The sequence below is a fragment of the Mesorhizobium sp. WSM4830 genome, from assembly GCF_055811495.1.
In genome coordinates, this window is record NZ_JBVVQI010000010.1 from 184,452 (window position 1) to 205,849 (window position 21,398).

A 21,398-nucleotide genomic window follows, 5' to 3' on the forward strand; every position below is an offset into this window, starting at 1 on the left:
CATCCTCTCTCACGGACCAGTCCATGCGTTTGTCGCGCTATTTCCTGCCCATCCTCAAAGAAAATCCGCGCGAGGCCGAGATCGTCTCGCATCGGCTGATGCTGCGCGCCGGCATGATCCGCCAGCAGGGGCAGGGCAGCTTTTCCTGGCTGCCGCTCGGCAAGCGGGTGCTGGACAAGGTCTGCCGGATCATTCGCGAGGAGCAGAATCGCGCCGGCGCGCTCGAAATCCTGATGCCGACGATCCAATCGGCCGAGCTGTGGCGCGAAAGCGGCCGCTATGAAGATTACGGCAAGGAGATGCTGCGCATCAAGGACCGGCAAGACCGCGATATGCTCTACGGGCCGACCAACGAGGAGATGGTCACCGAGATCTTCCGCTCCTACGTCAAGTCCTACAAGGACCTGCCGCTCAACCTCTATCACATCCAGTGGAAGTTTCGCGACGAGGTGCGCCCGCGCTTCGGCGTCATGCGTTCGCGCGAGTTCCTGATGAAGGACGCCTATTCGTTCGACCTCGATTATGAAGGCGCCAAGGCCGCCTATAATCGCATGTTCGTGTCCTATCTCAGGACGTTTACGCGCATGGGGCTGCAGGCTATCCCGATGCGCGCCGACACCGGGCCGATCGGCGGCGACCTCAGCCATGAGTTCATTATCCTGGCCGACACCGGCGAGAGCCAGGTGTTTTGCCATCGCGACTATCTCTCGCTTGATGTTCCGGGGGCGAATACCGACTTTTCGAATGACGCCGAGATCGCCGAGATCGTCAAGACGTGGACAACGCCCTATGCCGCCACCGACGAAATGCATGACGAGGTGGCATGGGAGAAGGTGCCGACCGGCGACCGGGTCTCGGCGCGCGGCATCGAGGTTGGGCATATCTTCCATTTCGGTGACAAATATTCCAGGCCGATGGGCGCCAAGGTGACCGGGCCGGACGGCAAGGATCATTTCGTCTCTGGCGGTTCCTACGGCATCGGCCCGTCCCGGCTTGTCGCGGCGATCATCGAGGCCAGCCATGACGATAACGGCATCATCTGGCCGGAAGCGGTGGCACCGTTCGATGTCGGCCTGATCAACATGAAGGCTGGCGATGCCGAATGCGACCGCATCTGCGGCGAACTGAATGCCGCCTTTGCCGCCGCCGGCAAGGAGGTGCTCTACGACGACACCGACCAGCGGCCGGGCGGCAAGTTCGCTACCGCCGACCTGATCGGGCTCCCGTGGCAGGTGATCGTCGGGCCGCGCGGCGTCGCCGCCGGCGACGTCGAGATCAAGAACCGCAGGACCGGCGAGCGCGAGACGCTGCCGATCGGCGACGTGAAAAAGCGTTTCGGTGCCGCCGCATGAACAAAGCGGCAGCAGCCAAACCTTCGGCGGCAGGACCCTTTTCCGGCTTCGAGCGCATGGTGGCGTGGCGCTATCTGCGCTCGCGCCGCAAGGAGACGGTGATCTCGGTGATCGCCTCGATCTCCTTCCTTGGCATCATGCTGGGCGTTGCCACGCTGATCGTCGTCATGGCGGTCATGAACGGCTTTCGCGCCGAACTGCTGACGCGCATCCTTGGCGTCAACGGGCACCTGATCGTGCAGCCGCTCGACATGCCGCTGGAGGACTATGCGCAGCTCGCCGGCCGCATCAACGGCGTGCCCGGCGTCAAATACGCCATCCCGCTGATCGACGGACAGGTGCTGGCGCAAGGCAATGTCGGCGGCGGCACCGGCGCGCTGGTGCGCGGCATACGCGGCGAGGATCTCGGCAAGATCACAATCGTCGCCAACAACATCAAGGAGGGCTCGATCGTCGGCTTCGACACCGGCGAGGGCGTCGCCATCGGCAGCCGCATGGCCGAGAATCTCGGCCTTGTGCTTGGTGACACGATCACGCTGATCTCGCCCGAGGGCGACGTCACGCCGCTCGGCACGACGCCGCGCATGAAAGGCTATCCGGTCACCGCGATCTTCGAGGTCGGCATGTCGGAATATGACAGCTCCATCGTCTACATGCCGTTTTCGGAAGCGCAGCTTTATTTCAACATGGACGGCCGGGCGCAGACGATCGAGATCTACACCGACAATCCCGACAATATCGACGCGCTGAAGCCGAAGGTCGAAGAGGCGGCGCAGCGGCCGATCAGCCTTGTCGATTGGCGGCAACGCAACAAGACGTTCTTCGACGCGCTGCAGGTCGAGCGCAACGTCATGTTCATGATCCTGACGCTGATCGTGCTGGTGGCGGCCCTCAACATCATTTCGGGGCTGATCATGCTGGTGAAGGACAAGGGCCACGACATCGCCATCCTGCGCACCATGGGAGCGACGCGCAGCGCGATCCTGCGCATCTTCCTGATGACGGGCGCTGCGATCGGCGTTGTCGGCACCATCGCCGGCGTGCTGCTCGGCGTCGTGATCTGCCTGAACGTCGAGCGCATCCGCCAGTTCTTCTCCTGGCTGGCCAACGAGCGGCTGTTCAATCCCGAGCTTTATTTCCTCAGCCAGCTGCCGGCCCGCATGGATGCCAGCGAGACGATCTCGGTCGTTCTCATGGCGCTGGCGCTGTCGTTCCTGGCGACCCTGTTTCCGGCGTGGCGCGCGGCCAGGCTCGATCCGGTCGAAGCGCTGAGGTACGAATGATGGCCGAGGCCATTATCGAGCTGAAGAGCGTCGAGCGGCACTATGTGCAGGGGCCGCGCAAGCTGACCATCCTGAATGGCGCCGATTTTTCGCTGAAGCGTGGTGAGATGGTGGCGTTGGTGGCGCCGTCGGGCACCGGCAAGTCGACGCTGCTCCATACGGCCGGGCTGCTGGAGCGGCCGGACGCCGGCGACGTGATCCTGGCGGGGCGCGCCTGCGGCCGGCTTTCCGACGACGAGCGCACGGCGATCCGTCGCAACGATGTCGGCTTCGTCTACCAGTTCCACCACCTGCTGCCTGAATTCTCGGCGTTGGAAAACATCATGATGCCGCAGCTGATAAAAGGGCTGCCGCGCAAGGAGGCGGCCGAGCGGGCGGCGCAATTGCTCGACTATATGCAGATCGGCAAGCGGGCGCAGCATCGGCCTTCCGAGCTCTCCGGCGGCGAGCAGCAGCGGGTCGCCATTGCGCGTGCCGTCGCCAATGCGCCGCTGGTGCTTTTGGCCGACGAGCCGACCGGCAATCTCGACCCGGTGACCGCTTCCTATGTGTTCGAGGCGCTGGCAGCGCTGGTCCGGCAATCGGGCCTGGCGGCACTCATCGCCACCCACAATCACGAGCTCGCCTCGCGCATGGACCGCCGCGTGACGCTCGCCGATGGCAAGGTCGTGCCGCTTTAGGGTGCGCTGCAATTGAGGTGATGACGGCCTGCGAGCTGGCGTGCGCCGTCCCGCCGCTTTCCGCGGGCGCTGTCGGCCCAAAACGGTCGGCATCTCCCTCTCAACCCTTTCTTAACCCTGCCGAAAATGACCGAGCCCAATTCCGGCGATGCCGGGATTGGGATCGTTGACATTCGAACAAAATTAGAACAAAATATGAACATACTAACAACAGGAGAGAGTTATGACCGATCTTGTTCAAGATGTCGTCTCGCTGGTGTGCATGAGCACGTTCCTCATTTCCATGGCAATCTGGATCGGTGCGATGTGAGGACTGAGCTCAAGGATGGGGCTCGACGCTGATGAGCGAGGGCCGCCTTCGCACCTTGGCGCAGGCGTTCGACGAGTGCTTCAGCCGGCCCTGCGGGACACTTCGACAGGCGACACCGCGGCGGGCCCGAATACGTCCTCGAAAGCGGATTTCAGCGCCAGGTCGAGGTCGGCCATGGTCACGGGAAGGCCGAGATCGACAAGGCTGGTGACGCCGTGATCCTGGACGCCGCACGGCACGATGCCGCTGAAATGGCTGAGGTCCGGCTCGACATTGATGGCAATGCCGTGAAAGCTCACCCAGCGCCTCAGCCTGATGCCGATGGCGGCGATCTTGTCCTCGGCCGCCGAGCCGTCGGGCAAAGCGGGGCGGTCCGGCCGCACCACCCACACGCCGACACGGTCCTCGCGGCGTTCGCCGCGTACGTTGAAGGCGGCCAGTGTGCCGATGATCCATTGCTCGAGTGCCGCGACGAAGGCGCGGACATCCTCGCGTCGCCGCTTCAGGTCGAGCATCACATAGGCGACGCGCTGGCCCGGCCCGTGATAAGTGTATTCGCCGCCGCGCCCGGCGGCAAAGACCGGGAAACGGTCCGGCTCGATCAGGTCCTCGCTGCGAGCGCTGGTGCCGGCGGTGTAGAGCGGCGGGTGCTCGACCAGCCAGACCATCTCGACGGCGGTGCCGCTGCGGATGGCCTCGGCGCGCGCCTCCATCACGGCGAGCGCATCGGGGTAGGCGGTGAGGCCTGGCTCGATGCGCCATTCGACCGGCGCCGAGCCGGGCAAGGGCAGGAACGACGTGGCGATCTGGCTGCGTTCTGTCATGATATCTTGTCTCGCCACTCATATGGCGGCAATCGGTACAAACGTCCAGTTCCGGGTACGCTCGGCCCCTTGAAGAGTTATGCCGATGTCCGGCCGATTATTGCTGGCCGCGCACTTGTTTCACCGGAAACGATTTGCTACACGCCGCGGGCCGGTTGGTTCCGGCTCCTACCACGTGCGGTCGTGGCGGAATTGGTAGACGCGCAGCGTTGAGGTCGCTGTGGGGCAACCCGTGGAAGTTCGAGTCTTCTCGACCGCACCATAAAATTAGTGAACTGGCTCTCCTAACTCGTTGAAATATCATGCCGACAAATCCCCTCTTTCGGGGGAACTTGGAATTCTGGCCGTAATGCGATACAGTCTGCGATACAAACTGAGATACATCGCGAGATTGGCCCATGCGAAAAGAGGCCGTCGCAGAGCCCGCCAGGGACCCGGATCGCTACCTCATCCAGCGCGACGGGATTTTCTATTACCATCGGCGAGTGCCTGCCAAGCTGGCCGGCATCGACGATCGAGGCAGCTTCATTCGCAAGTCTTTGGGAACGGACGAGCGTCGCCTGGCACGTGCAATGCGCGACAGGCTTGAAGACGCGGATAAGACCCTGTGGGCCGTGCTTCTTTGCGGCGGCGAGACAAGATCAGCACTTGATCAGTATCGCGACGCCGTCCGCCGAGCTGAAGCCATGGGGGTCTCCTATCTTTCAAACGGACAAGTGGCAGGCTTTCAGAATGTTGATGCGATCTTGAAGCGTGTCGAAGCGCTGGAGCGCGTTCAAGCGGCCCCCGCCGTGGCCGACGCTCTCCTTGGCGGTGTGCCGGTGCCGCCGGTCAAAATCTCAGACGCTTTTGATCTCTATGCCGATGAGATCATGGCACATGAAATTGCAGGCAAGAGCCAGTCTCAGCGCCGAATGTGGAGGAAAGTAAAGCAGAGGGCCGTCAGCAATTTTGTCGCCCTGGTCGGCGACAAGCCCATCGGTGAAATCACGCGCGAGGATGGACTGGCTTTCTACCGATTTTGGCTCAAGCGCGTTGCGCCGTCGCCTGATGTCGGACCCGCAACACATTCCGCCTCGGCCGGCAATCGAGATCTCGGCAACATGCGGGATCTCTACAGGCGCTATTTCGCTCATCTGGGCGAGGAACAAAAAGGCACCCCATTTGATGACCTCCGCTTTTCGGAGCGTGGCAAGCGCCGTCGTAAACGCCCGTCATTCGAACCCAAATGGATATCCGATCAGATCATGAGGCCAGGCGCTTTAGCATCCCTGGATGCTCAAGCGCGCCGATGCGTTCTGGCGCTGATCGAGACAGGCGCACGGCCAAGCGAGATATGCAATCTCGACGAGACCGTGATCTTCCTTGACACACCGGTTCCCTACATTCGCATCACCCCACGGGAGGACGCCGATGATCCGCGCGAAATCAAGACCGAATGGTCCGTGCGAGATGTGCCGCTGGTAGGCGTCGCCTTGGAAGTTTTCAAGAAAAGTCCACAGGGATTTCCGCGCTACCGCAATCGTGAAGAGGCGCTCTCTGCAAACCTGAATAAGTTTTTCAAGATACACAAACTTTTCCCGACACCGAAACACAAGATTTACTCGCTCCGGCACAGTTTCGAGGATCGTATGAAGGAGGCAGGAATCGACAGCGAGCTTCGCAAAATCTTGATGGGCCATACGATAGAGCGGGTAGAGTATGGTACGGGCGGTTCACTGCAATGGCGGCGCGACGAACTCATAAAAATTGCTTTGCCTTTCGATCCCGAGATCGTTTGAGCCGTTCCTGGACGCGCAGCATTGTGCCCGTCTCTGCAATAAGTTTCTTCTTTTCGCTTTCAAGACGCTCGTAAATAGGAAGATACGTTTGTCCTTTCTTGCCGGCCTTGTGAATAGCAAGGGCGAGCGTATCCAGAGCGCGGTCAATTCGCTCTAAGGTCACAGACTCAGGAACCGTGCTGACCCGTGGCAGAGCACAGTTCATCCGCGGTTCCCATCTCCGTTTTCTGTTCGGTGATGACACAGACGAGATAATGGCAGCAGCCGCAGGTGAGAAAAGCGGTTTGCCTCTGGCATAGTGCGGCGGCGCGCTTCGACCTAGAAATCGGAAAACGGGCCTGCGGCGGCAACTCTGAAACCGATCGGCGTTAGGCCTTCATCCGCCGGAGATCCGAATCCGGAACCCCCTCCACGAGCGCGCGAAGGGTCCCGGTGAGTGTCAGCGGGCGAACTGGCGATCAACACGCAAAGCCGCTCGCTCCAGGCCCTTCCGAGGGCGTGCTCGCGAGGGGCGTCGCTACCGCCGAGCTACACCATCTGTGGGACGCGACTGCAGATCAGTCGCGGTTAGGCACCTCTCGCCGGGGGTGGCGGTCCCGCGTCTCGCCTGTGGCGCCGCTATGCTGACGCTCCTTCGGCACCCGGTTAACCGGTCTCGAGGTCACGAACTGGCTACGTCGACGAAATGAATCCCCCTTAGACCAATGGACATTTCATCGACTGCGCTTTGTGCGCCCTTTTTTATTGACGAGGCGTTCTTTTGCTACTGTGGGCAAGCGGCCTGACGGCAAATCGAAATCGATTGCCACGAACTCGAAATTGCGAGTCGGGCCGATGATGGATGGGGCAGATAAGTAAATAGAATCAGCTACGTACAAGACGTTGTGCAACAATCGCACACGAAAGTTCTGCTTCTCTTCTTTTTCGTTCCCACGATTGAGGCGCCAACAGCCTTTATCGAGCGCTCTTCTGCCGACAATATTGTGGCCGGGCGCAGCGCCACCCTCCAACCCGACGGCCAGATGAAGTGACCCACTGGGAACACTTTCGCATCGGCCTCGAAATCGAGAGCAAGGCAGAAAAGGCGCGACAGGATCGGATCGCCCTGCAGCGCGAAGAACACGCCGCGGATCGTCTGGAAGCCCTCTTCCTGCGCATCATCGTATTTCGGCAAGTCCGGAAGGGCCGGCTTCGTCACCTTCTCTTTTCCATCCGCCGCTTTCTTGTTGATCACCGGCGGGGCGACGACGAGTTCGTAGGGTGGAACGATATCGCGCCGCGGCGCCTTCGTTACTTGTGGACCGCCCGACTCCGGCTGCCTGCCGGCGATCGCGTCCGCAATGTCCCCGTAGGTCTTGGCTGCGTAGGCGCGTTCGCTATCGGTGGCGTTGATCACGTCGTCGAACCGCACTTGCGGGTCGACAACCTCGGTCTCCTCCGCTCCACAATCATCGAGAACGGCGAACGGCCCGGCATACTGCTTGGAGCACGCGTGCGGCGCGCACCGTCTCCTCCTCGACAGTCAGATCGCTTTGCCGCACCGGGACGATCGCGTTGAGCGAGAGCTTGTCGGTCGATCGGGGCGGCTCAGCGGTAATCGAACCATCCTTGGCCAGGATTGATCGATTTCGTTCCTGGCCGGATCGACGAGCGGGTAAGCGCGGTTCCGGCCTATCTCCATGCCCGTTGGTATGAATTCAAGTCGCAGCCCAGTGCAGGAACTCGTCGAGATCGTATGAACTGCCAGCTTCGTCGGTGAACGGCGGTATTGCCCGGGCAAGCGAAACAGTTTCGCCTTGTCTGGCCTGGCTGAGAAGATTTCTAAGCACCAGGAACGGAAGGCGCCGGAGCGTGACCGCGTTCAGCTTTTCCCGCGCCTCGTCGCGTCCCCAGCTTGCGGAGCCCCTGACCCGCGCTTCGGTGCGGAACAGCGCCTGCGCGATATTCGGGACGTGAGCCTGAAGCTTGCTCAGCTCGTCAAAGACGGCCTTTACCTGCGGATCCTGAAACAGATCGCTCGGATGGGGTAGCTCGTCCTCGTCGAAAGCATGACCCATCATCTTTTCATAGTGCAGCCGAATGTCGGTTCCGAGATACGGCGTCATATGTGAAAAGATATGCTCCCATGGCACATGGTAGTCGAGATTGTTCCTCTCGATCATGTCGACGTTGCGTCTGATGTCATTCAGATTTGCTTCCGCATCGAACATGATGAAATCAAAAATCAGCTGTATTCCATGACTCTTCAGAAGATGCAGCGCCTCGTCGTTCTGCTCGGGCGTGGTGTCTTTCGCAAACCGCTTCAACGCGTCGCCGCTGCCACTTTCGATACCCAGTTCGACAGCTCTCAATCCAAGCCTCTGCAGCTCGGAAAGCAGGCTCTTGCCCTTGATCAGCTGGTTCACCCTCGTGGAAAAGCTGAAGGTGATGTCCGCTCGATAGCAGTGAAGCGCTTCCGCCACTTCCAGCGACCGCTTGGCGCTCACGAAGAAGTTGGCGTCCAGAAAGTAGATGTGTCCGTATTCGAGCCCATTCCTGGTTTCCAGCTCCTTCAGGTCGGACACGACCTTGGCCGCGCTCGCTTTTCGCCATTGCCGGCCGATCAGGATGATCGCGCAGAACGAGCAGCTATATGGGCAACTCCTGCTCGAGACCAGTCCCACCGCACGCTTTCGCGTTCCGCTTACCCTGTCGAAGTAGAACAGCGGGTTCTCTTCGGTTTCGGACTGGAAATCGAAGGCAGGGGCCGGCAGGTCATCCAGGTTTTCCAGGCGGCTTCTGTCGGGCGCTACGACGCTGCGGCCACCGCTCATGTAGGAAATGCCGCTGATTCCGCTCAGCGGCAGCTTGCAGCGGAGTGCCTCGATGACTTCCAGTAAGCTCTCCTCGCCCTCGTTTCTCACGACGAGGTCGATTTCTGGATGCCTTTCGAAAAGCGTGGCATGGGCCGCGCTCGCGTGCGGACCGCCGCCCACGACCACGCAGTGCGGGTTTCGAGCCTTAACGGCTTCGGCCAGCCGATAAGCGGCCTTGGCGTTTATGTTGTAGAACGAGAGACCGACCACGGGATAGTCCGCAAGCCGATACCGCTCGACGATCTCGGTCGGATTCATTGAAGAATCGGAGAAGTCGAAACCGTTGGCGCGTACGCCCCGGTCGGCGAGGAACGCTCCGAGGTAGCTCAGCCCGAGTGGCCGCATGCTGCGCTCGCCGCCAGCCGAACCATACGGCACATTGACCAGCGCGATTTCCGTGGCTTTCTCCCGGCGAGCCAACCCGAATTCCCCACAATGCCGCGCTACGATCCGGGAGTTATTTGCGCATCGATGCACGTAACTTCCTGCAAGCGCGACGCTTTTCTGTCTTCACCCGGCACGACAATGTTCTCGCTCACCAAAAGCCTCAGCAGCGATTCGACCTCATTGTCTTGGAACGTACCGCTCTTCAAAAGGCGGCCGGCCTTCGGTATGCCGACAAGCGCCTCGAGCATACGGGCGCTCGCCGAATTCAATCTCAATATCGTGCCTTTCGTTGCGATGACGATGTCTTCCTCTTCTCGGCGCCAGTAGGCATCGGAGGCCAGATGCCAACGCAGCGATCTCAGCTCGCTCGCGGAGCGTTTCGGCACGGCCGTTCGCTCATTTCTTCTTGGGGGCCGGCTTAACGTCCGCACGACCGGCAACTATAATAAAATCCTCTCCACCAATTTCTATCTTAGCAACGGAAGGATCACTCTTTTCTTCGTCGGTTGCCTCGTCCTCCGGGATGATCGTCACTTGTACTGATATATTTACCCTGCTGATCCGGCGGCTCTTCTTGACCATCCAATCCTCCTGCAATTAGGGCCAGTATATCAGAAGAATCTAATAAACATCGCACGACCCCCGGTGGCTGTCAAGACGACGGGTAAACTGGTGCGACGGATTTGCTTGTTACGAAGTAAGAATACTCAGCCGTCTGCGGTTCTCGGTCCAGTCGGCGCTCAACTGCGCGCGGCCTCGGCGGCCCTCAGCCTCTCCTCAGCAGTTGCGATCAGGGAGTGATACCCTGGATGACGGTGCAGAGGGTCGAGGTCGTTGTCATTCTTGACCCAATTCACGAATTGGGCGGGTATCCTACCGATGCAGGATTCCAATAGATCGAAAGCCTCGTCCAACTCCCCGACTTGAGCCATGGCGCAGGCTACATTGTACTGTTCCAGCGTGTCGTCGGGATCGACGACGATGAGCGCGCGCGAAATCCATTCCTTGGCACGCTCGACCTCCCCCAGGTAAGCCAATGCGAGAGCGCCGCTCCCCACCGCATGAGCGTTGTCGGGGCGTACCGCGATCTCCATTTCGGCGCGTTCCACCGACTGCCGCGCCGCAGTGAGGCTTTCGTTGTGCCGGCCGAGCGCCCGGCAGCTCTGGGCTACAAAGCCGGGGGAAACATAGTCCGTGTCGAGAAGCTCAGCAGCTCGCTCGAAATGCCTAATCGCCGCTTCATGGTCGCCGAATCGTATGTTAGTGCGGCCGAAACAGTAGCGGACGTCATAGGAGTCCGGATCGAGCCGCAGCGACTCCTCGTGCTCCGCGATAGCCTCCTCGTAGCGGCCGAGCTCGCCCAGGATCCGCCCCTTGGCGGCGTGGGCCTCGGCTAATGTCGGATCCAGCGAAAGGGCCCTCTCAGCGGCTGACATGCCCGAGTCCTGCGACATTCCAGCGAGATACCGATCCGCTTGGTAAAGCGCGAGCATGGCCCAGGCCTGGGCGTAGTTGGGGTCGATTTCCACGGCACGCCGACAGAATCGGAGAGCTATTTCCACCTGCCGCGGCCCATGCTGCAGGTAATGCCGGCCCAGCAGATAGAACTGGTAGGCGCGGGGATCATTGGTCGCGCGGTGTTCGATCGCCCGCCTCTCGGCCGGCAACAGCTTGACCTTCAATGCGGCAACAATGGCGTGCGCAATCTGATCCTGCAACGCGAAGATGTCGTTCAGATCGCGGTCGTATCGCTCTGCCCAGATATGATCGCCTCTGGCTCCATCTATCAGCTGCGCGGCAATGCGCACCCGCCCACCGGCCTTGCGGACGCTGCCCTCGACAACGTGAGTAACCTCCAACTGCCTGGCAAGTTGCCCCACATCGACGGCTTTGCCCTTGAAAGTGAATGCGGTATTGCGGGCGGTGACGGAGAGCGTGGAAACCTTCGACAGGTCGATGATGATGTCCTCCGTAATACCATCGCTGAAATACTCCTGCTCGGCATCGCCGCTCATGTTGATAAAAGGCAGGACGCAAATCGCAGGCCGCACCGGTCTGGCGCTCGAACGCTCCGCTCTGGGATTTTGTGCTCCACTCGCCTCAACAAGGCTCACCCCGAAAACCCGGATGGGGCGTTCGCCGTCCTTGACGACGTGCTCTCCGAAATCCCCGAACGTCACGGCGAGCCTTCCCGCTATGTGGTCGCGGACAGTCTGGGAAACGACAACGCTTCCAGGGCTGGCCAACGTCTGGAGCCGGGCAGCCACGTTGACACCCTCGCCGTAAAGGTCGTCCCCGTCGACGATCAGATCGCCCAGATTGACCCCGATCCGGAAGCGTATCCGCTGGGATTCCTCCAGATCGGACTGGCACTCGGCGGTTGCCCGCTGGATACCCAGGGCGCAACTCACAGCCGCAACGACGCTCGCGAACTCTACGAGCAAACCGTCGCCCATGAGCTTGACGACCCGCCCCCGGTGTTTCTGGATCTCGGGCAGGACAAGCGTGCTGCGATTGCTTCGCAAGCGCTCAAGGGTTCCTGCTTCATCAAGCTCCATCAGTCGGCTGTAGCCGACCACATCGGCGCTCAGAATCGCTGCAAGCCGGCGTTGGACGCTTTCTCCTACCATGTGACGCCTCTGTTCCTGGAGGCCAGACTGGATTGTATGGACGGTCGGGTCAGGAGTCTATCCGAGCGAAAGGTGTACTGCCTCAAGTCCCAGTGTTGCGTAACGCCGATGTTCGACGATGCCATGGCCTAAAGAGGCCGGCAACCCTCGCCTTGGCGCAGGGCTGGCGGGCTCGAAGGGCCGCAGCCTTCCTTGGCACCCACGGAGGCCCCGCGTTGGCGAAACCTCAAACCTGAAGCGCACATCGGTCGAGGGAGCGATTCTTTAGACTACGATCTTGGGGGTCAGGAGTTCGAATCTCTTCGGGCGCGCCATTCTTCGACCACTCCAGAACAAAACTAAGAACTGTAGAGCCGGTAGCGGGTGCGCCAACCGTTGTCTCTTGTGCGCTCAGTGCCGGCTCCTGAACGCAGGCCTATGCGTTCATTCAAGGCGCGGCACGTTACCAACCGGAGTGCTCATGCCTGGTGAAATCGCAGCGCTTCGAGGAGCTTTGCAAAGGCCGGGGAGGCGTATCTGCGGCTTGGGTAATAGAGGTGGTAGCCAGGAAACGGAGGGCACCAATCCGCTAACACGCGGACTAACCGGCCATCATCCAGATAGCGCTGCACCTGGTCTTCGGGAACATACGCGATGCCGAGACCATCGAGGGCTGAACTTATCCGCATACCGAGATTGTTGAACACGAGCTGGCCTTCGCCGCGCACATTCACTTCACGGCCATCCCTTTCAAGCCCCCAAGGAAACAACCCGCCGTAGGTCGGCAGGCGAATGTTGATGCAGTTGTGCGTTGTCAGGTCGTGCGGGTGTTTCGGTACGGTATGCCGGGTAAAATAATCCGGCGATCCCACGATCGCCATGCGCATTTCGGGTCCGATGCGCACCGCGATCATGTCTTTGGCCACTTGCTCACCGAGACGGACGCCGGCGTCATAGCCTTCTGCGACAATGTCGGTAAGGCCGTAATCGACAATGATCTCGACATTGATCTCGGGATAATCGGGCAGGAATTTTTTGAGGGCGGGCTGAAGCACCGAGATTGCCGGGTGCTCGCCAGCCGTAATGCGGATGGTGCCGGCCGGACGGTCGCGTAGCGCGGTCAATGCCGCCACCTCGTGCTCGATTTCCTCGAACCTCGGCGCGATCGTGCGCATTAGCCGCTCGCCCGCTTCGGTCGGCGCAACGCTTCGGGTCGTGCGGGTCAGCAGTCGAATTCCGAGATGCTCTTCGAGCGCCTTGATAGTCTGACTAAGCGCCGACGGCGATACGCGCAGCTTGGCAGCCGCGCGGGTGAAGCTGCGTTCCTTGGCTACGAGGGCGAAAGCGGCCAGATCGTCTAAATTTTCGAGCATTTGTTAGCCCGGCTTAAAAGCGTATCCAGATTATAGCACCTAGTCGAATACCCCTGCCAGAACTACTTTGAAGTGAAGCCAAGCAACCAGGGAGGTGCGCGATGAACGAAAAACAACAGTTTTTGACCCCATTAGGGCCTAGCCGCCGCTCATTCTTGAGTGCTGGCGCAGCTATTGCAGCTGTTGCCACCGTGGGCGGCTTGCCCTTGGCAGCAGCGGCGCAAACCGCCGCGGTCCCCGCTTCGGAGGCTGTCAGCGGGAGACGCAAACTTGGCCAGCTCGAGGTTTCGAGCGTCGGCCTAGGCGTCCAGAATATGAGCCGGACCTATCAGACGACGATCCCGAGCCGGCCCGAGATGCATCGCATCATTCGAAGCGCTTATGACAATGGCGTCACGTTCTTCGATGCGGCCGAGGCTTACGGCCCGCACGAGGTGGAGCGTATTCTCGGCGAGGGCATAGAGCCGTTCCGCGACAAGGTCGTTATCACGTCCAAGTTCGGCTGGAACATCGATCTTGAAACTGGCGAGCGGCGTCCGGGCCTTATCAGCCAACCGACACATATCAAGCAGGCCGTCGAAGGCATGCTGAAGCGGCTCAAGACAGATCGCATCGATCTTCTCTACCAGCACCGCGTGGACCCGAAGGTGCCGATCGAGGACGTAGCTGGCGCGATCAAGGATCTGAAGGCCGAAGGGAAGGTATTGCACTGGGGCCTGTGCGAGATGGGCCTAAAGACTCTGCGCCGCGCGCATGCCGAATTGCCGATAACGGCCGTTCAGAGCGAATACTCGATGCTCTGGCGCGGGCCGGAAGCCGAAGTGCTTCCGGTGTGTGAGGAACTTGGCATTGGCTTCGTGCCGTGGAGCCCGCTCGGCGTTGGCTTCCTTACAGGTGCGATTGACGCCAAAACACGCTTTGCGGAAGGCGACATCCGCGGCATCGAAGGGCGTTTCTCGCCGGAGAACCTGCCCAACAATCTCACGCTCGTCGCGCTTGTGCGCGAATGGGCGACGCGCAAGCAAGCGACACCGGCGCAGATCGCGCTCGCCTGGCTGATGGCGCAAAAGCCGTGGATCGTTCCTATTCCTGGAACCACCCAGATGGCGCACATGTTGGACAATATTGGAGCCGATCACGTGCGATTTACGGCCGATGAAGTGGCCGCACTGAACAGGCAGATCGCGGCGATCCCGATCAAGGGCGAGCGGCTTCCGGCGGCTGTTCTCGTCTATTCGGGCGTCGAGGCGCCGGAGAAATCGCGGACGTCCAACTGACGCTCTTCGAATTGACGAAAACGCCATCCGCGAGAATCCGCTTTCGCGGCGGCGGCAACACGACGACGGAGGCCAATATGAAAAAGCGAACACTTGGCAAAAGCGGTCTTGAGGTCTCCGCCCTTGGCCTCGGCTGTATGGGGCTGAGCCATGGATACGGCCCGCCGGTTGCCAGGAGTGATGGCATTGCCCTGATTAGGGCGGCGGTAGAGCGCGGTGTCACCTTCTTCGACACAGCAGAAGTTTATGGTCCTTACACCAATGAGGAACTGGTCGGCGAAGCGCTGGAGCCGATGCGCGACCAGGTGGTCATCGCGACAAAGTTCGGCTTCACGTTCGGCGAGGACAACAAGCAGCAGATCCTCAACAGCCGGCCAGCGCATATCCGCGAGGTCGCAGATGCCTCGCTCAAGCGCCTGCGCACCGACCGCATTGATCTGTTCTATCAGCACCGCGTCGATCCGGACGTGCCGATCGAGGACGTCGCCGGCACGGTCAAGGATCTGATCGCCCAGGGCAAGGTCAAGCATTTCGGGTTGTCGGAAGCGGGCGTGGAGACCATTCGGCGTGCACACGCCGTTCAGCCCGTGACGGCCCTGCAGAGCGAATATTCGCTGTGGTGGCGCGAACCTGAAAAAGACATCCTGCCGACCCTTGAGGAACTCGGCATCGGCTTTGTGCCCTTCAGCCCGTTGGGCAAAGGCTTTCTTACCGGCGCGATCAAGGAGAGCGCGACCTTCGGGAAGGATGACTTTCGAAGCATCGTGCCGCGCTTTTCTTCCGAAGCGCTCAAAGCCAATCAGTCGCTTGTCGATCTGCTGACGAGCATCGCGCAGGCGAAGGGTGTGACGCCCGCGCAGATCGCCCTCGCGTGGCTGCTCGCCCGCAAGCCGTGGATTGTGCCGATCCCCGGGACCACGAAGCTGCACCGGCTTGAGGAGAATCTCGGCGCAGCCGAGGTCGAGCTGACTGCAGCCGATCTTGCCAGCATCGAAAAGGCGCCGGCGTCGGTCGAGGTTCAGGGAGACCGTTATCCGGCCCATCTCAAAGCACGGGTAGGACGCTGATGCGCAATGACCAACTGGACAGGTTTCTCAAAGATGGACGGCTTTCCAGACGGTCGGCGATGGGCGCTTCGGCACTGCTGCTGCTTGGCGCTGCGCTTCCCGCCCTCGCACAGGAGCGCGCGATGAAGCCGTCTTCCTCGGCAAAAGCGCTCGTCGTTTATTTCTCCCGGTCCGGCAATACGCGCGTGATCGCGGGCACAATCCAGCGCGAACGCGGGACCGACATCTTCGAGATCAAGGCGGCCACGCCTTATCCCGAGGACTACGAGGCGACGGTCGAGCGTGCGCGCATCGAACGCGACAAAGGCATCGAGCCGCCGCTCGCGCAGCGCGTCGAGAACCTCGATCAATACGACACTATCTATCTTGGCTTTCCGATCTGGGGCGAGACGGCGCCGCCAGTGATCCGGTCGTTCCTGCGGTCGCACGACCTCAAAGGCAAGACAATTCATCCCTTCATCACCCACGGCAGTTACGGCCCTGGCAATTCGCTATCGGTGCTCGCCTCGCACGCGCCCGGCGCGAAGATCGAGCAGGCCTTCGTGCTGGAAGCGGATCAGGAAAAGAGAACGATCAGCAAGGTCGATAGCTGGCTGGAAGAGACAGTGGCGAACTGATCGCCGCAAACCACAAGACAAGGAGATAAAAATGAAAACGCGCAAACTCGGAAGCGATCTTGAACTCTCGGCGCTGGGCCTCGGCTGCATGAGCATGAGCGCGCTGTACGGACCGCCGGCCGACAAACAGGAGATGATCAAGCTGATCCGCGCGGCGCACGAGCGCGGCGTCACGCTGTTCGATACAGCGGAATCATACGGCCCGTTTGCCAACGAGGAGTTGGTCGGCGAAGCGCTGGAGCCGATCCGCGATCAGGTGGTGATCGCGACGAAGTTCGGGTTCGACATCGATCTTGCCACGGGTGAGCGCAAAGGCGGTTTGAACAGCCGTCCCGAGCACATCAAAGCCGTTGCCGATGCTTCCCTCAAGCGCCTGCGCACGGACCGTATCGATATCTTCTATCAGCACCGCGTCGATCCCGCTGTGCCGATCGAGGACGTCGCAGGCGCGATCAAGGAGCTGGTTGCGCAAGGCAAGGTCAAGCACTACGGGCTTTCGGAGCCGGGCGCGCAGACGATCCGCCGCGCGCATGCCGTCCATCCGGTTACGGCCGTGCAGAATGAATATTCGCTCTTCTATCGCGGGGCGGAAGAAGAAATCCTGCCCGTCGTCGAGGAGCTTGGCATCGGCTTCGTCCCGTTCAGCCCGCTCGGCGCGGGTTTCCTGACCGGCAAGATCGACGAGAACACCAAGTTCGATCCGACGGATTTCCGGAACAACGTGCCGCGCTTTTCACCGGAAGCACGCAAGGCCAACAGCGCGCTGGTCGACGTCGTGAAGTCCGTCGCCGAGCGTAAGGGTGCGACACCGGCGCAGATCGCGCTTGCCTGGCTGCTCGCGCAGAAGCCCTGGATTGTCCCGATCCCCGGCACGACGAAGCTGCACCGGCTGGAGGAGAATCTCGGCGCTGTCGATGTTGCGTTGAGCGCTGACGATCTGCGCGAAATCGACAAGGCGCTCTCGCAGATTAAGATCGAAGGGGCGCGCCTGCCCGAAGCCGCGCTGAAAATGACGGGGCTCTAATTGAAGTGCCGGTTCACAAAACTTGTGCCGATACCTCGGGAATTCGTTTTCCGCACAAGGCATGAAGGATGAAATACATGAAGGAAATTGCCGCTTCTGTTGCGCTATCAACGCTTGCGGCCGCAGGCGTCGAGGCGCAGGAAAATCCCCATGTTGCGCCGCCCGCCGTTTACGACGTCGCGCCAGGACTTGGGCATTTTACGGACGATGTGCTGTTCGGTGAAGTTTGGGAACGCAAGGACCTTGCGCCACGCGACCGCAGCCTGACCACCCTTGCCGTCCTTGTCTCGACCGGGAAGTCGGCGCAGTTGGCGGGGCACCTGCGCCGCGCGCTGGATAACGGCGTCAGACAGGAGGAGATCGGCGAACTGATCACGCACCTCGCCTTCTATTCCGGCTGGCCGAATGCGGTTCGGCGGTCACGGAAACAAAGAAGGTATTCGACGAGCGCGGCATAGGCCCTGTAACGAAAAGCGATGCGCCGAGAATCGAGTTGGACGCGGCTGCTGAAACGTTACGGAGCGGGGCAGTTGACGCGGCGGTGGCGCCAACCGCTGCGGCACTGGCAGACCTGACAAACCGCGTGTTGTTCGGCGACCTCTGGCGGCGAGCTGAACTTTCTGCGCGGGATCGCAGCCTCGTCACAATGGCGGCTCTGATTGCGACTGGACAGCCTGACCAACTCTCCTTCCATCTCACCCGCGCGCTCGACAATGGCTTGACCCATGCGGAGGCGGCGGAGGTCGTCACACAGGCCGCCTTCTACGCGGGCTGGCCGCGCGCTATGTCGGCCGTGCCCGTCCTCACGAAGGTATTTGAAGACCGTCAGAAGACATCGGCCAACGCGACAGGCGGCAATATCCAGATCGTCCGCGCTGCACCCGATGGCGGCGTTGACGCGCCGGCTGAGTATTTTACCGGCAGAGTACGGATCGCGACGCAGTACAAGGGGACGAGCCCGCCAAAATCGGCGGCGCGACCGTGTCGTTCGAGGCGGGCGCGCATACGGCTTGGCACACCCATCCGCTCGGCCAGACGCTGTACATTGTTTCCGGAAAGGCCTGGGTGCAGAAGGAAAGCGGACCCATCGAGGAAGCCGGACAGGGCGACGTGGTCTGGATACCGCCGAACATACGGCATTGGCACGGCGCGAGCCCGGCTGGACCGATGGTGCATTTCGCCGTGTCCGAAGCGCTTGATGGCAGCGTCGTCACTTGGATGGAAAAGGTTCAGGATGACCAGTACAACGCCGGACCGGCACGCTAATGTCACAGCCCGAGCGTCAGCCGCTGAAAGTACTGGCTGTGGGCGCCACGGGGAGCATCGGCACCTATGTCGTCGATGAAGCGTTATCTGCGGGTCATCAGGTTCGGGCGCGGGTACGCAGTCCCGGCAAGCTGAATCTGCGGCCCGGCCTGGAAATTGCCGTCGCCGATCTCACGCAACCAGCTTCTCTCGCCGCCGCTGTCGAGGGCATCGACGCGATTGTGTTTACGCACGGAACCTATGGCGGCGCGCGCGATGCTGAACTCGTCGACTATGGCGGTGTGCGTAACGTATTGGCCGCTTTAGGTGGACGGGAGGTCCGCATCGCCCTGATGACCGCCATTGCTGTTACGGACCGCAAGGGAGCGCACGACTGGAAGCGACGCGCGGAGCGGCTTGTCCGCAGCAGCGGCAAGCCGTACACGATCGTGAGGCCCGGCTGGTTCGACTATAACGTAGCCGATCAGTCTCGGCTGAACATTTCTTCAAGGAGACAAGCGGCAATCCGGGACACCGGGCGACGGGGTTATTGCGAGGCGCCAGATCGCGCGGGTGCTCGTGCGCAGCCTCACTTCGGAAACAGCACTACGCAAGACATTCGAACTGATCGCGGAGACCGGGCCGGAGTAGGCGGATTTCGATCCCCTCTTTGCCGCGCTGGATGCCGATCCCATTGGCTCGCTGGACGCCGCGCACGACGCCGCGAATATGGCCGTCGATAAGGAACCGCCTTCTGTGATCAGTGACTTGAAAGACCTTGAGGTTTGACTCTGTCGACCGTACGCGGGCAGCGCGGCATGACCCCGTAGCGGCGAATTTGCAGCAGCCTCTCAAAACACCTCTTACGATTTATATAGCACAAACAATAACATAGGAGTTCTCAGTTTCATCCTGTGGCGCGCGCCAATTATTTCAACACGTTAAATGACAACGCTCAGCTTCAGTCTCGCTCGTGCAACATGTAACCGATCCTCAAACAGAGAATTTATAATCGAGGCTGCATGAATGCGCATCGCAGATTTTGGCCCCCTCAAGGGCCGGTCTAGCGCCGACGCCTTCGCAGAGCGGATCGATCGGGAACAGGGATCGGTAAAGTTCGGAAATCCGCGGTTGCGATCGACGCTATTGGAAATGGCCTGGCTTTGGCTGCGATACCAACCGGGTTCGTTGCTCCGTCGATGGTTCAACGAGCGCGTTGCCCAGAATGGCGGCCGCTTTAAGAAGGTGACAATCACCGCGCTGGCCCGCAAGCTGGTCGTGGCTTTATGGAAGTACGTCAGCGCCGGCGTGGTGATAGAGGGAGCCGTCGTCGGCCATGACGGCCTTGGTGAATCACAGTTCGTCCCGGGCCTGATCAGCCCCGCCGGAACAAGTGGGCGACCGCATTGCGGCAGGGTTAGCCGCCGTCATCGAGACTGGTCTCGTGCTCAGACCTGAGGTTCATGGAGCGGGACGGATCGCACCCCTTGTGCCGAACGCATGATTGAAGGGCCGATGGTTAGCGTCGTTCTCGTGAGACTGATGCTGGGATCTCCCTATACGGCCTCTCTTCTGGCTGGTCTGGCGCCGGCACGGCCTTGGCCTGCAACAGCTTCGCCGACCTTCTTCCCCTGCGGCTTTGCCGCATTCCTCGCGGGACAACAAGCTCGGCTGCCGCCGTCCTCCGCTGTCGCTGCGGTCCACAGGATGCAGTCGGCCAAACCGTCGCCTCACGACCGCTATCGAGGCCGCACAGGGCGGCTTCGTCAACCTGTCAGGAGAACGACAATGGCTACCATCGGCAACTTCCAGCAGTCCAGCGACAACGAGTTCAACGGCGAGATCGTGACCCTCTCCCTCCAGGCCAAGAAGGTCCGTATCGTTCCCGATACGCGCTCCAGCGGCGAAAACGCTCCCAGCCACCGGGTCTTCGTCGGCCGGATCGAAATCGGCGCCGCCTGGTCCAAGCAGTCCAATGAGGGCCGCAACTACCTTGGTCTCAAGCTCGACGATCCCAGCTTCACCGCCCCGATCTACGCCAACCTCGTCGAGGACGAGAACGGCCAGGGATACAGCCTCATCTGGTCACGACCCAACCGTCGCAACGGCGACTGAGCACCTTCGATACGACCCCCCGTCCCGGCGGCCGTCATTCAGAAACCGGCCGCTCAGCAGCTCAGAACCACAGCTTGACGAGTGATCCCTCATGTGAGGCCGCGACATCCTCCGGCCCGAGAAAACAGAAGGAACGACCACAATGGCGACGATCGGCACTTTCTCCCGCACCGCGAACGGCTTCTCCGGCTCGGTCAAGACCCTGAACCTCAACGTCAAGACGGTGACTTTGACACCGGCCGAAGGCGACAACGAGAAAGGTCCGGACTTCCGCATCTTTGCCGGAGCCACCGAATTCGGAGCGGCATGGAAGAAGACCTCGCGTGAGGGCCGCGACTACCACTCGGTCAAGCTCGACGATCCAAACTTTCCCGCTCCGATCTATGCGAGCCTGGTCGAGACCGACACCGACGGCGAGTTCTCGCTGATATGGGCTCGCCGCGCCGCAGAATGATCCGACCCAACATGGAGCCCCGCTGCAAGGCGGGGCTACGTTCGGGTCCGGTGCCGTCTGGCACATCAGTCGGGTGCAGCACGCTACGCTTTGACGAGTGCCTTTCGCGCCTTCTTCACCGGCGACTTGATTGCCGTTGCGGTTG

The 21,398-nt window shown here is 61.0% G+C and carries 19 protein-coding genes, 1 tRNA gene and 2 pseudogenes; 14 read left to right on the top strand and 8 right to left on the bottom strand.

What is annotated here, in order from left to right; all coding sequences use genetic code 11:
- Nucleotides 1-23 precede the first annotated feature (23 nt).
- The 3 genes from proS to AC0L2Y_RS15655 are packed head-to-tail and all read left to right on the top strand — an operon-like array spanning nucleotide 24 to nucleotide 3,315.
- Nucleotides 24-1,352 carry a proline--tRNA ligase gene (proS, locus tag AC0L2Y_RS15645; RefSeq protein WP_473557499.1) on the top strand — a complete coding sequence of 443 codons (1,329 nt, stop codon included), beginning with the start codon at nucleotides 24-26 and terminating at the stop codon, nucleotides 1,350-1,352.
- Nucleotides 1,349-2,635 (top strand): lipoprotein-releasing ABC transporter permease subunit, encoded by a 1,287-nt coding sequence (locus AC0L2Y_RS15650; protein WP_352490235.1) that lies wholly within the window; start codon nucleotides 1,349-1,351, stop codon nucleotides 2,633-2,635. Before proS ends, AC0L2Y_RS15650 begins: the two co-directional genes overlap by 4 nt.
- Nucleotides 2,632-3,315, top strand: coding sequence for an ABC transporter ATP-binding protein (locus AC0L2Y_RS15655; protein WP_254818120.1), 684 nt, complete (start codon nucleotides 2,632-2,634; stop codon nucleotides 3,313-3,315). Before AC0L2Y_RS15650 ends, AC0L2Y_RS15655 begins: the two co-directional genes overlap by 4 nt.
- 390 nt (nucleotides 3,316-3,705) lie before the next feature.
- On the opposite strand, the gene lipB is transcribed toward AC0L2Y_RS15655, so the two are convergent.
- A complete protein-coding gene (lipB, locus tag AC0L2Y_RS15660) occupies nucleotides 3,706-4,449 on the bottom strand; it encodes a lipoyl(octanoyl) transferase LipB (protein ID WP_473557501.1) in 744 nt (247 codons plus the stop codon).
- 177 nt (nucleotides 4,450-4,626) lie between these two features.
- On the opposite strand from lipB, the gene AC0L2Y_RS15665 reads away from it, so the two are divergent.
- Nucleotides 4,627-4,711, top strand: a tRNA-Leu gene (locus tag AC0L2Y_RS15665).
- A gap of 136 nt (nucleotides 4,712-4,847) precedes the next feature.
- A complete protein-coding gene (locus AC0L2Y_RS15670; protein WP_473557504.1) occupies nucleotides 4,848-6,230 on the top strand; it encodes a DUF6538 domain-containing protein in 1,383 nt (460 codons plus the stop codon).
- Here AC0L2Y_RS15670 and AC0L2Y_RS15675 read toward each other — a convergent pair.
- From AC0L2Y_RS15675 to AC0L2Y_RS15705, 7 genes are all read right to left on the bottom strand, one after another.
- On the bottom strand, nucleotides 6,190-6,435 hold the full coding sequence (locus AC0L2Y_RS15675; RefSeq protein WP_352670011.1) for a hypothetical protein: 246 nt from the start codon (nucleotides 6,433-6,435) through the stop codon (nucleotides 6,190-6,192). The genes AC0L2Y_RS15670 and AC0L2Y_RS15675 overlap by 41 nt on opposite strands.
- Nucleotides 6,436-7,098: 663 nt before the next feature.
- Nucleotides 7,099-7,641 (bottom strand): hypothetical protein, encoded by a 543-nt coding sequence (locus AC0L2Y_RS15680; protein ID WP_473557506.1) that lies wholly within the window; start codon nucleotides 7,639-7,641, stop codon nucleotides 7,099-7,101.
- 286 nt (nucleotides 7,642-7,927) lie between these two features.
- Nucleotides 7,928-9,430 (bottom strand): B12-binding domain-containing radical SAM protein, encoded by a 1,503-nt coding sequence (locus AC0L2Y_RS15685; protein WP_473557532.1) that lies wholly within the window; start codon nucleotides 9,428-9,430, stop codon nucleotides 7,928-7,930.
- Nucleotides 9,431-9,528: 98 nt separating this feature from the next.
- Nucleotides 9,529-9,858, bottom strand: a complete 330-nt coding sequence (locus AC0L2Y_RS15690; RefSeq protein WP_352670019.1) for a hypothetical protein — start codon at nucleotides 9,856-9,858, stop codon at nucleotides 9,529-9,531.
- A 10-nt stretch (nucleotides 9,859-9,868) separates the two neighbouring features.
- Nucleotides 9,869-10,054, bottom strand: coding sequence for a hypothetical protein (locus AC0L2Y_RS15695; protein ID WP_352670022.1), 186 nt, complete (start codon nucleotides 10,052-10,054; stop codon nucleotides 9,869-9,871).
- A 158-nt stretch (nucleotides 10,055-10,212) separates the two neighbouring features.
- A complete protein-coding gene (locus AC0L2Y_RS15700) occupies nucleotides 10,213-12,102 on the bottom strand; it encodes an adenylate/guanylate cyclase domain-containing protein (RefSeq protein WP_352670024.1) in 1,890 nt (629 codons plus the stop codon).
- A gap of 458 nt (nucleotides 12,103-12,560) precedes the next feature.
- The gene (locus AC0L2Y_RS15705) at nucleotides 12,561-13,454 is read right to left on the bottom strand and encodes a LysR family transcriptional regulator (RefSeq protein WP_473557509.1); all 894 of its coding nucleotides are present in this window, start codon (nucleotides 13,452-13,454) and stop codon (nucleotides 12,561-12,563) included.
- Between the two features lie 101 nt (nucleotides 13,455-13,555).
- Here AC0L2Y_RS15705 and AC0L2Y_RS15710 point away from each other — a divergent pair, with 101 nt between their 5' ends.
- From AC0L2Y_RS15710 to AC0L2Y_RS15750, 9 genes and pseudogenes are all read left to right on the top strand, one after another.
- On the top strand, nucleotides 13,556-14,731 hold the full coding sequence (locus AC0L2Y_RS15710) for an aldo/keto reductase (RefSeq protein WP_473557512.1): 1,176 nt from the start codon (nucleotides 13,556-13,558) through the stop codon (nucleotides 14,729-14,731).
- Between the two features lie 77 nt (nucleotides 14,732-14,808).
- Nucleotides 14,809-15,798 carry an aldo/keto reductase gene (locus AC0L2Y_RS15715; RefSeq protein ID WP_473557514.1) on the top strand — a complete coding sequence of 330 codons (990 nt, stop codon included), beginning with the start codon at nucleotides 14,809-14,811 and terminating at the stop codon, nucleotides 15,796-15,798.
- On the top strand, nucleotides 15,798-16,415 hold the full coding sequence (locus tag AC0L2Y_RS15720) for a flavodoxin (protein WP_473557516.1): 618 nt from the start codon (nucleotides 15,798-15,800) through the stop codon (nucleotides 16,413-16,415). Before AC0L2Y_RS15715 ends, AC0L2Y_RS15720 begins: the two co-directional genes overlap by 1 nt.
- A 31-nt stretch (nucleotides 16,416-16,446) precedes the next feature.
- A complete protein-coding gene (locus tag AC0L2Y_RS15725; protein ID WP_473557518.1) occupies nucleotides 16,447-17,439 on the top strand; it encodes an aldo/keto reductase in 993 nt (330 codons plus the stop codon).
- Between the two features lie 77 nt (nucleotides 17,440-17,516).
- A pseudogene (locus tag AC0L2Y_RS15730) lies at nucleotides 17,517-18,705 on the top strand ((R)-mandelonitrile lyase).
- Nucleotides 18,705-19,427 carry an SDR family oxidoreductase gene (locus AC0L2Y_RS15735; protein ID WP_473557520.1) on the top strand — a complete coding sequence of 241 codons (723 nt, stop codon included), beginning with the start codon at nucleotides 18,705-18,707 and terminating at the stop codon, nucleotides 19,425-19,427. The pseudogene AC0L2Y_RS15730 and the gene AC0L2Y_RS15735 overlap by 1 nt, the downstream one beginning before the upstream one ends.
- 314 nt (nucleotides 19,428-19,741) lie before the next feature.
- A pseudogene (locus AC0L2Y_RS15740) lies at nucleotides 19,742-20,016 on the top strand (transposase); the annotation flags it as partial.
- Between the two features lie 456 nt (nucleotides 20,017-20,472).
- Nucleotides 20,473-20,799, top strand: a complete 327-nt coding sequence (locus AC0L2Y_RS15745) for a DUF736 domain-containing protein (RefSeq protein WP_352670027.1) — start codon at nucleotides 20,473-20,475, stop codon at nucleotides 20,797-20,799.
- 142 nt (nucleotides 20,800-20,941) lie between these two features.
- Nucleotides 20,942-21,253 carry a DUF736 domain-containing protein gene (locus AC0L2Y_RS15750; protein ID WP_473557522.1) on the top strand — a complete coding sequence of 104 codons (312 nt, stop codon included), beginning with the start codon at nucleotides 20,942-20,944 and terminating at the stop codon, nucleotides 21,251-21,253.
- Nucleotides 21,254-21,398 lie beyond the last annotated feature (145 nt).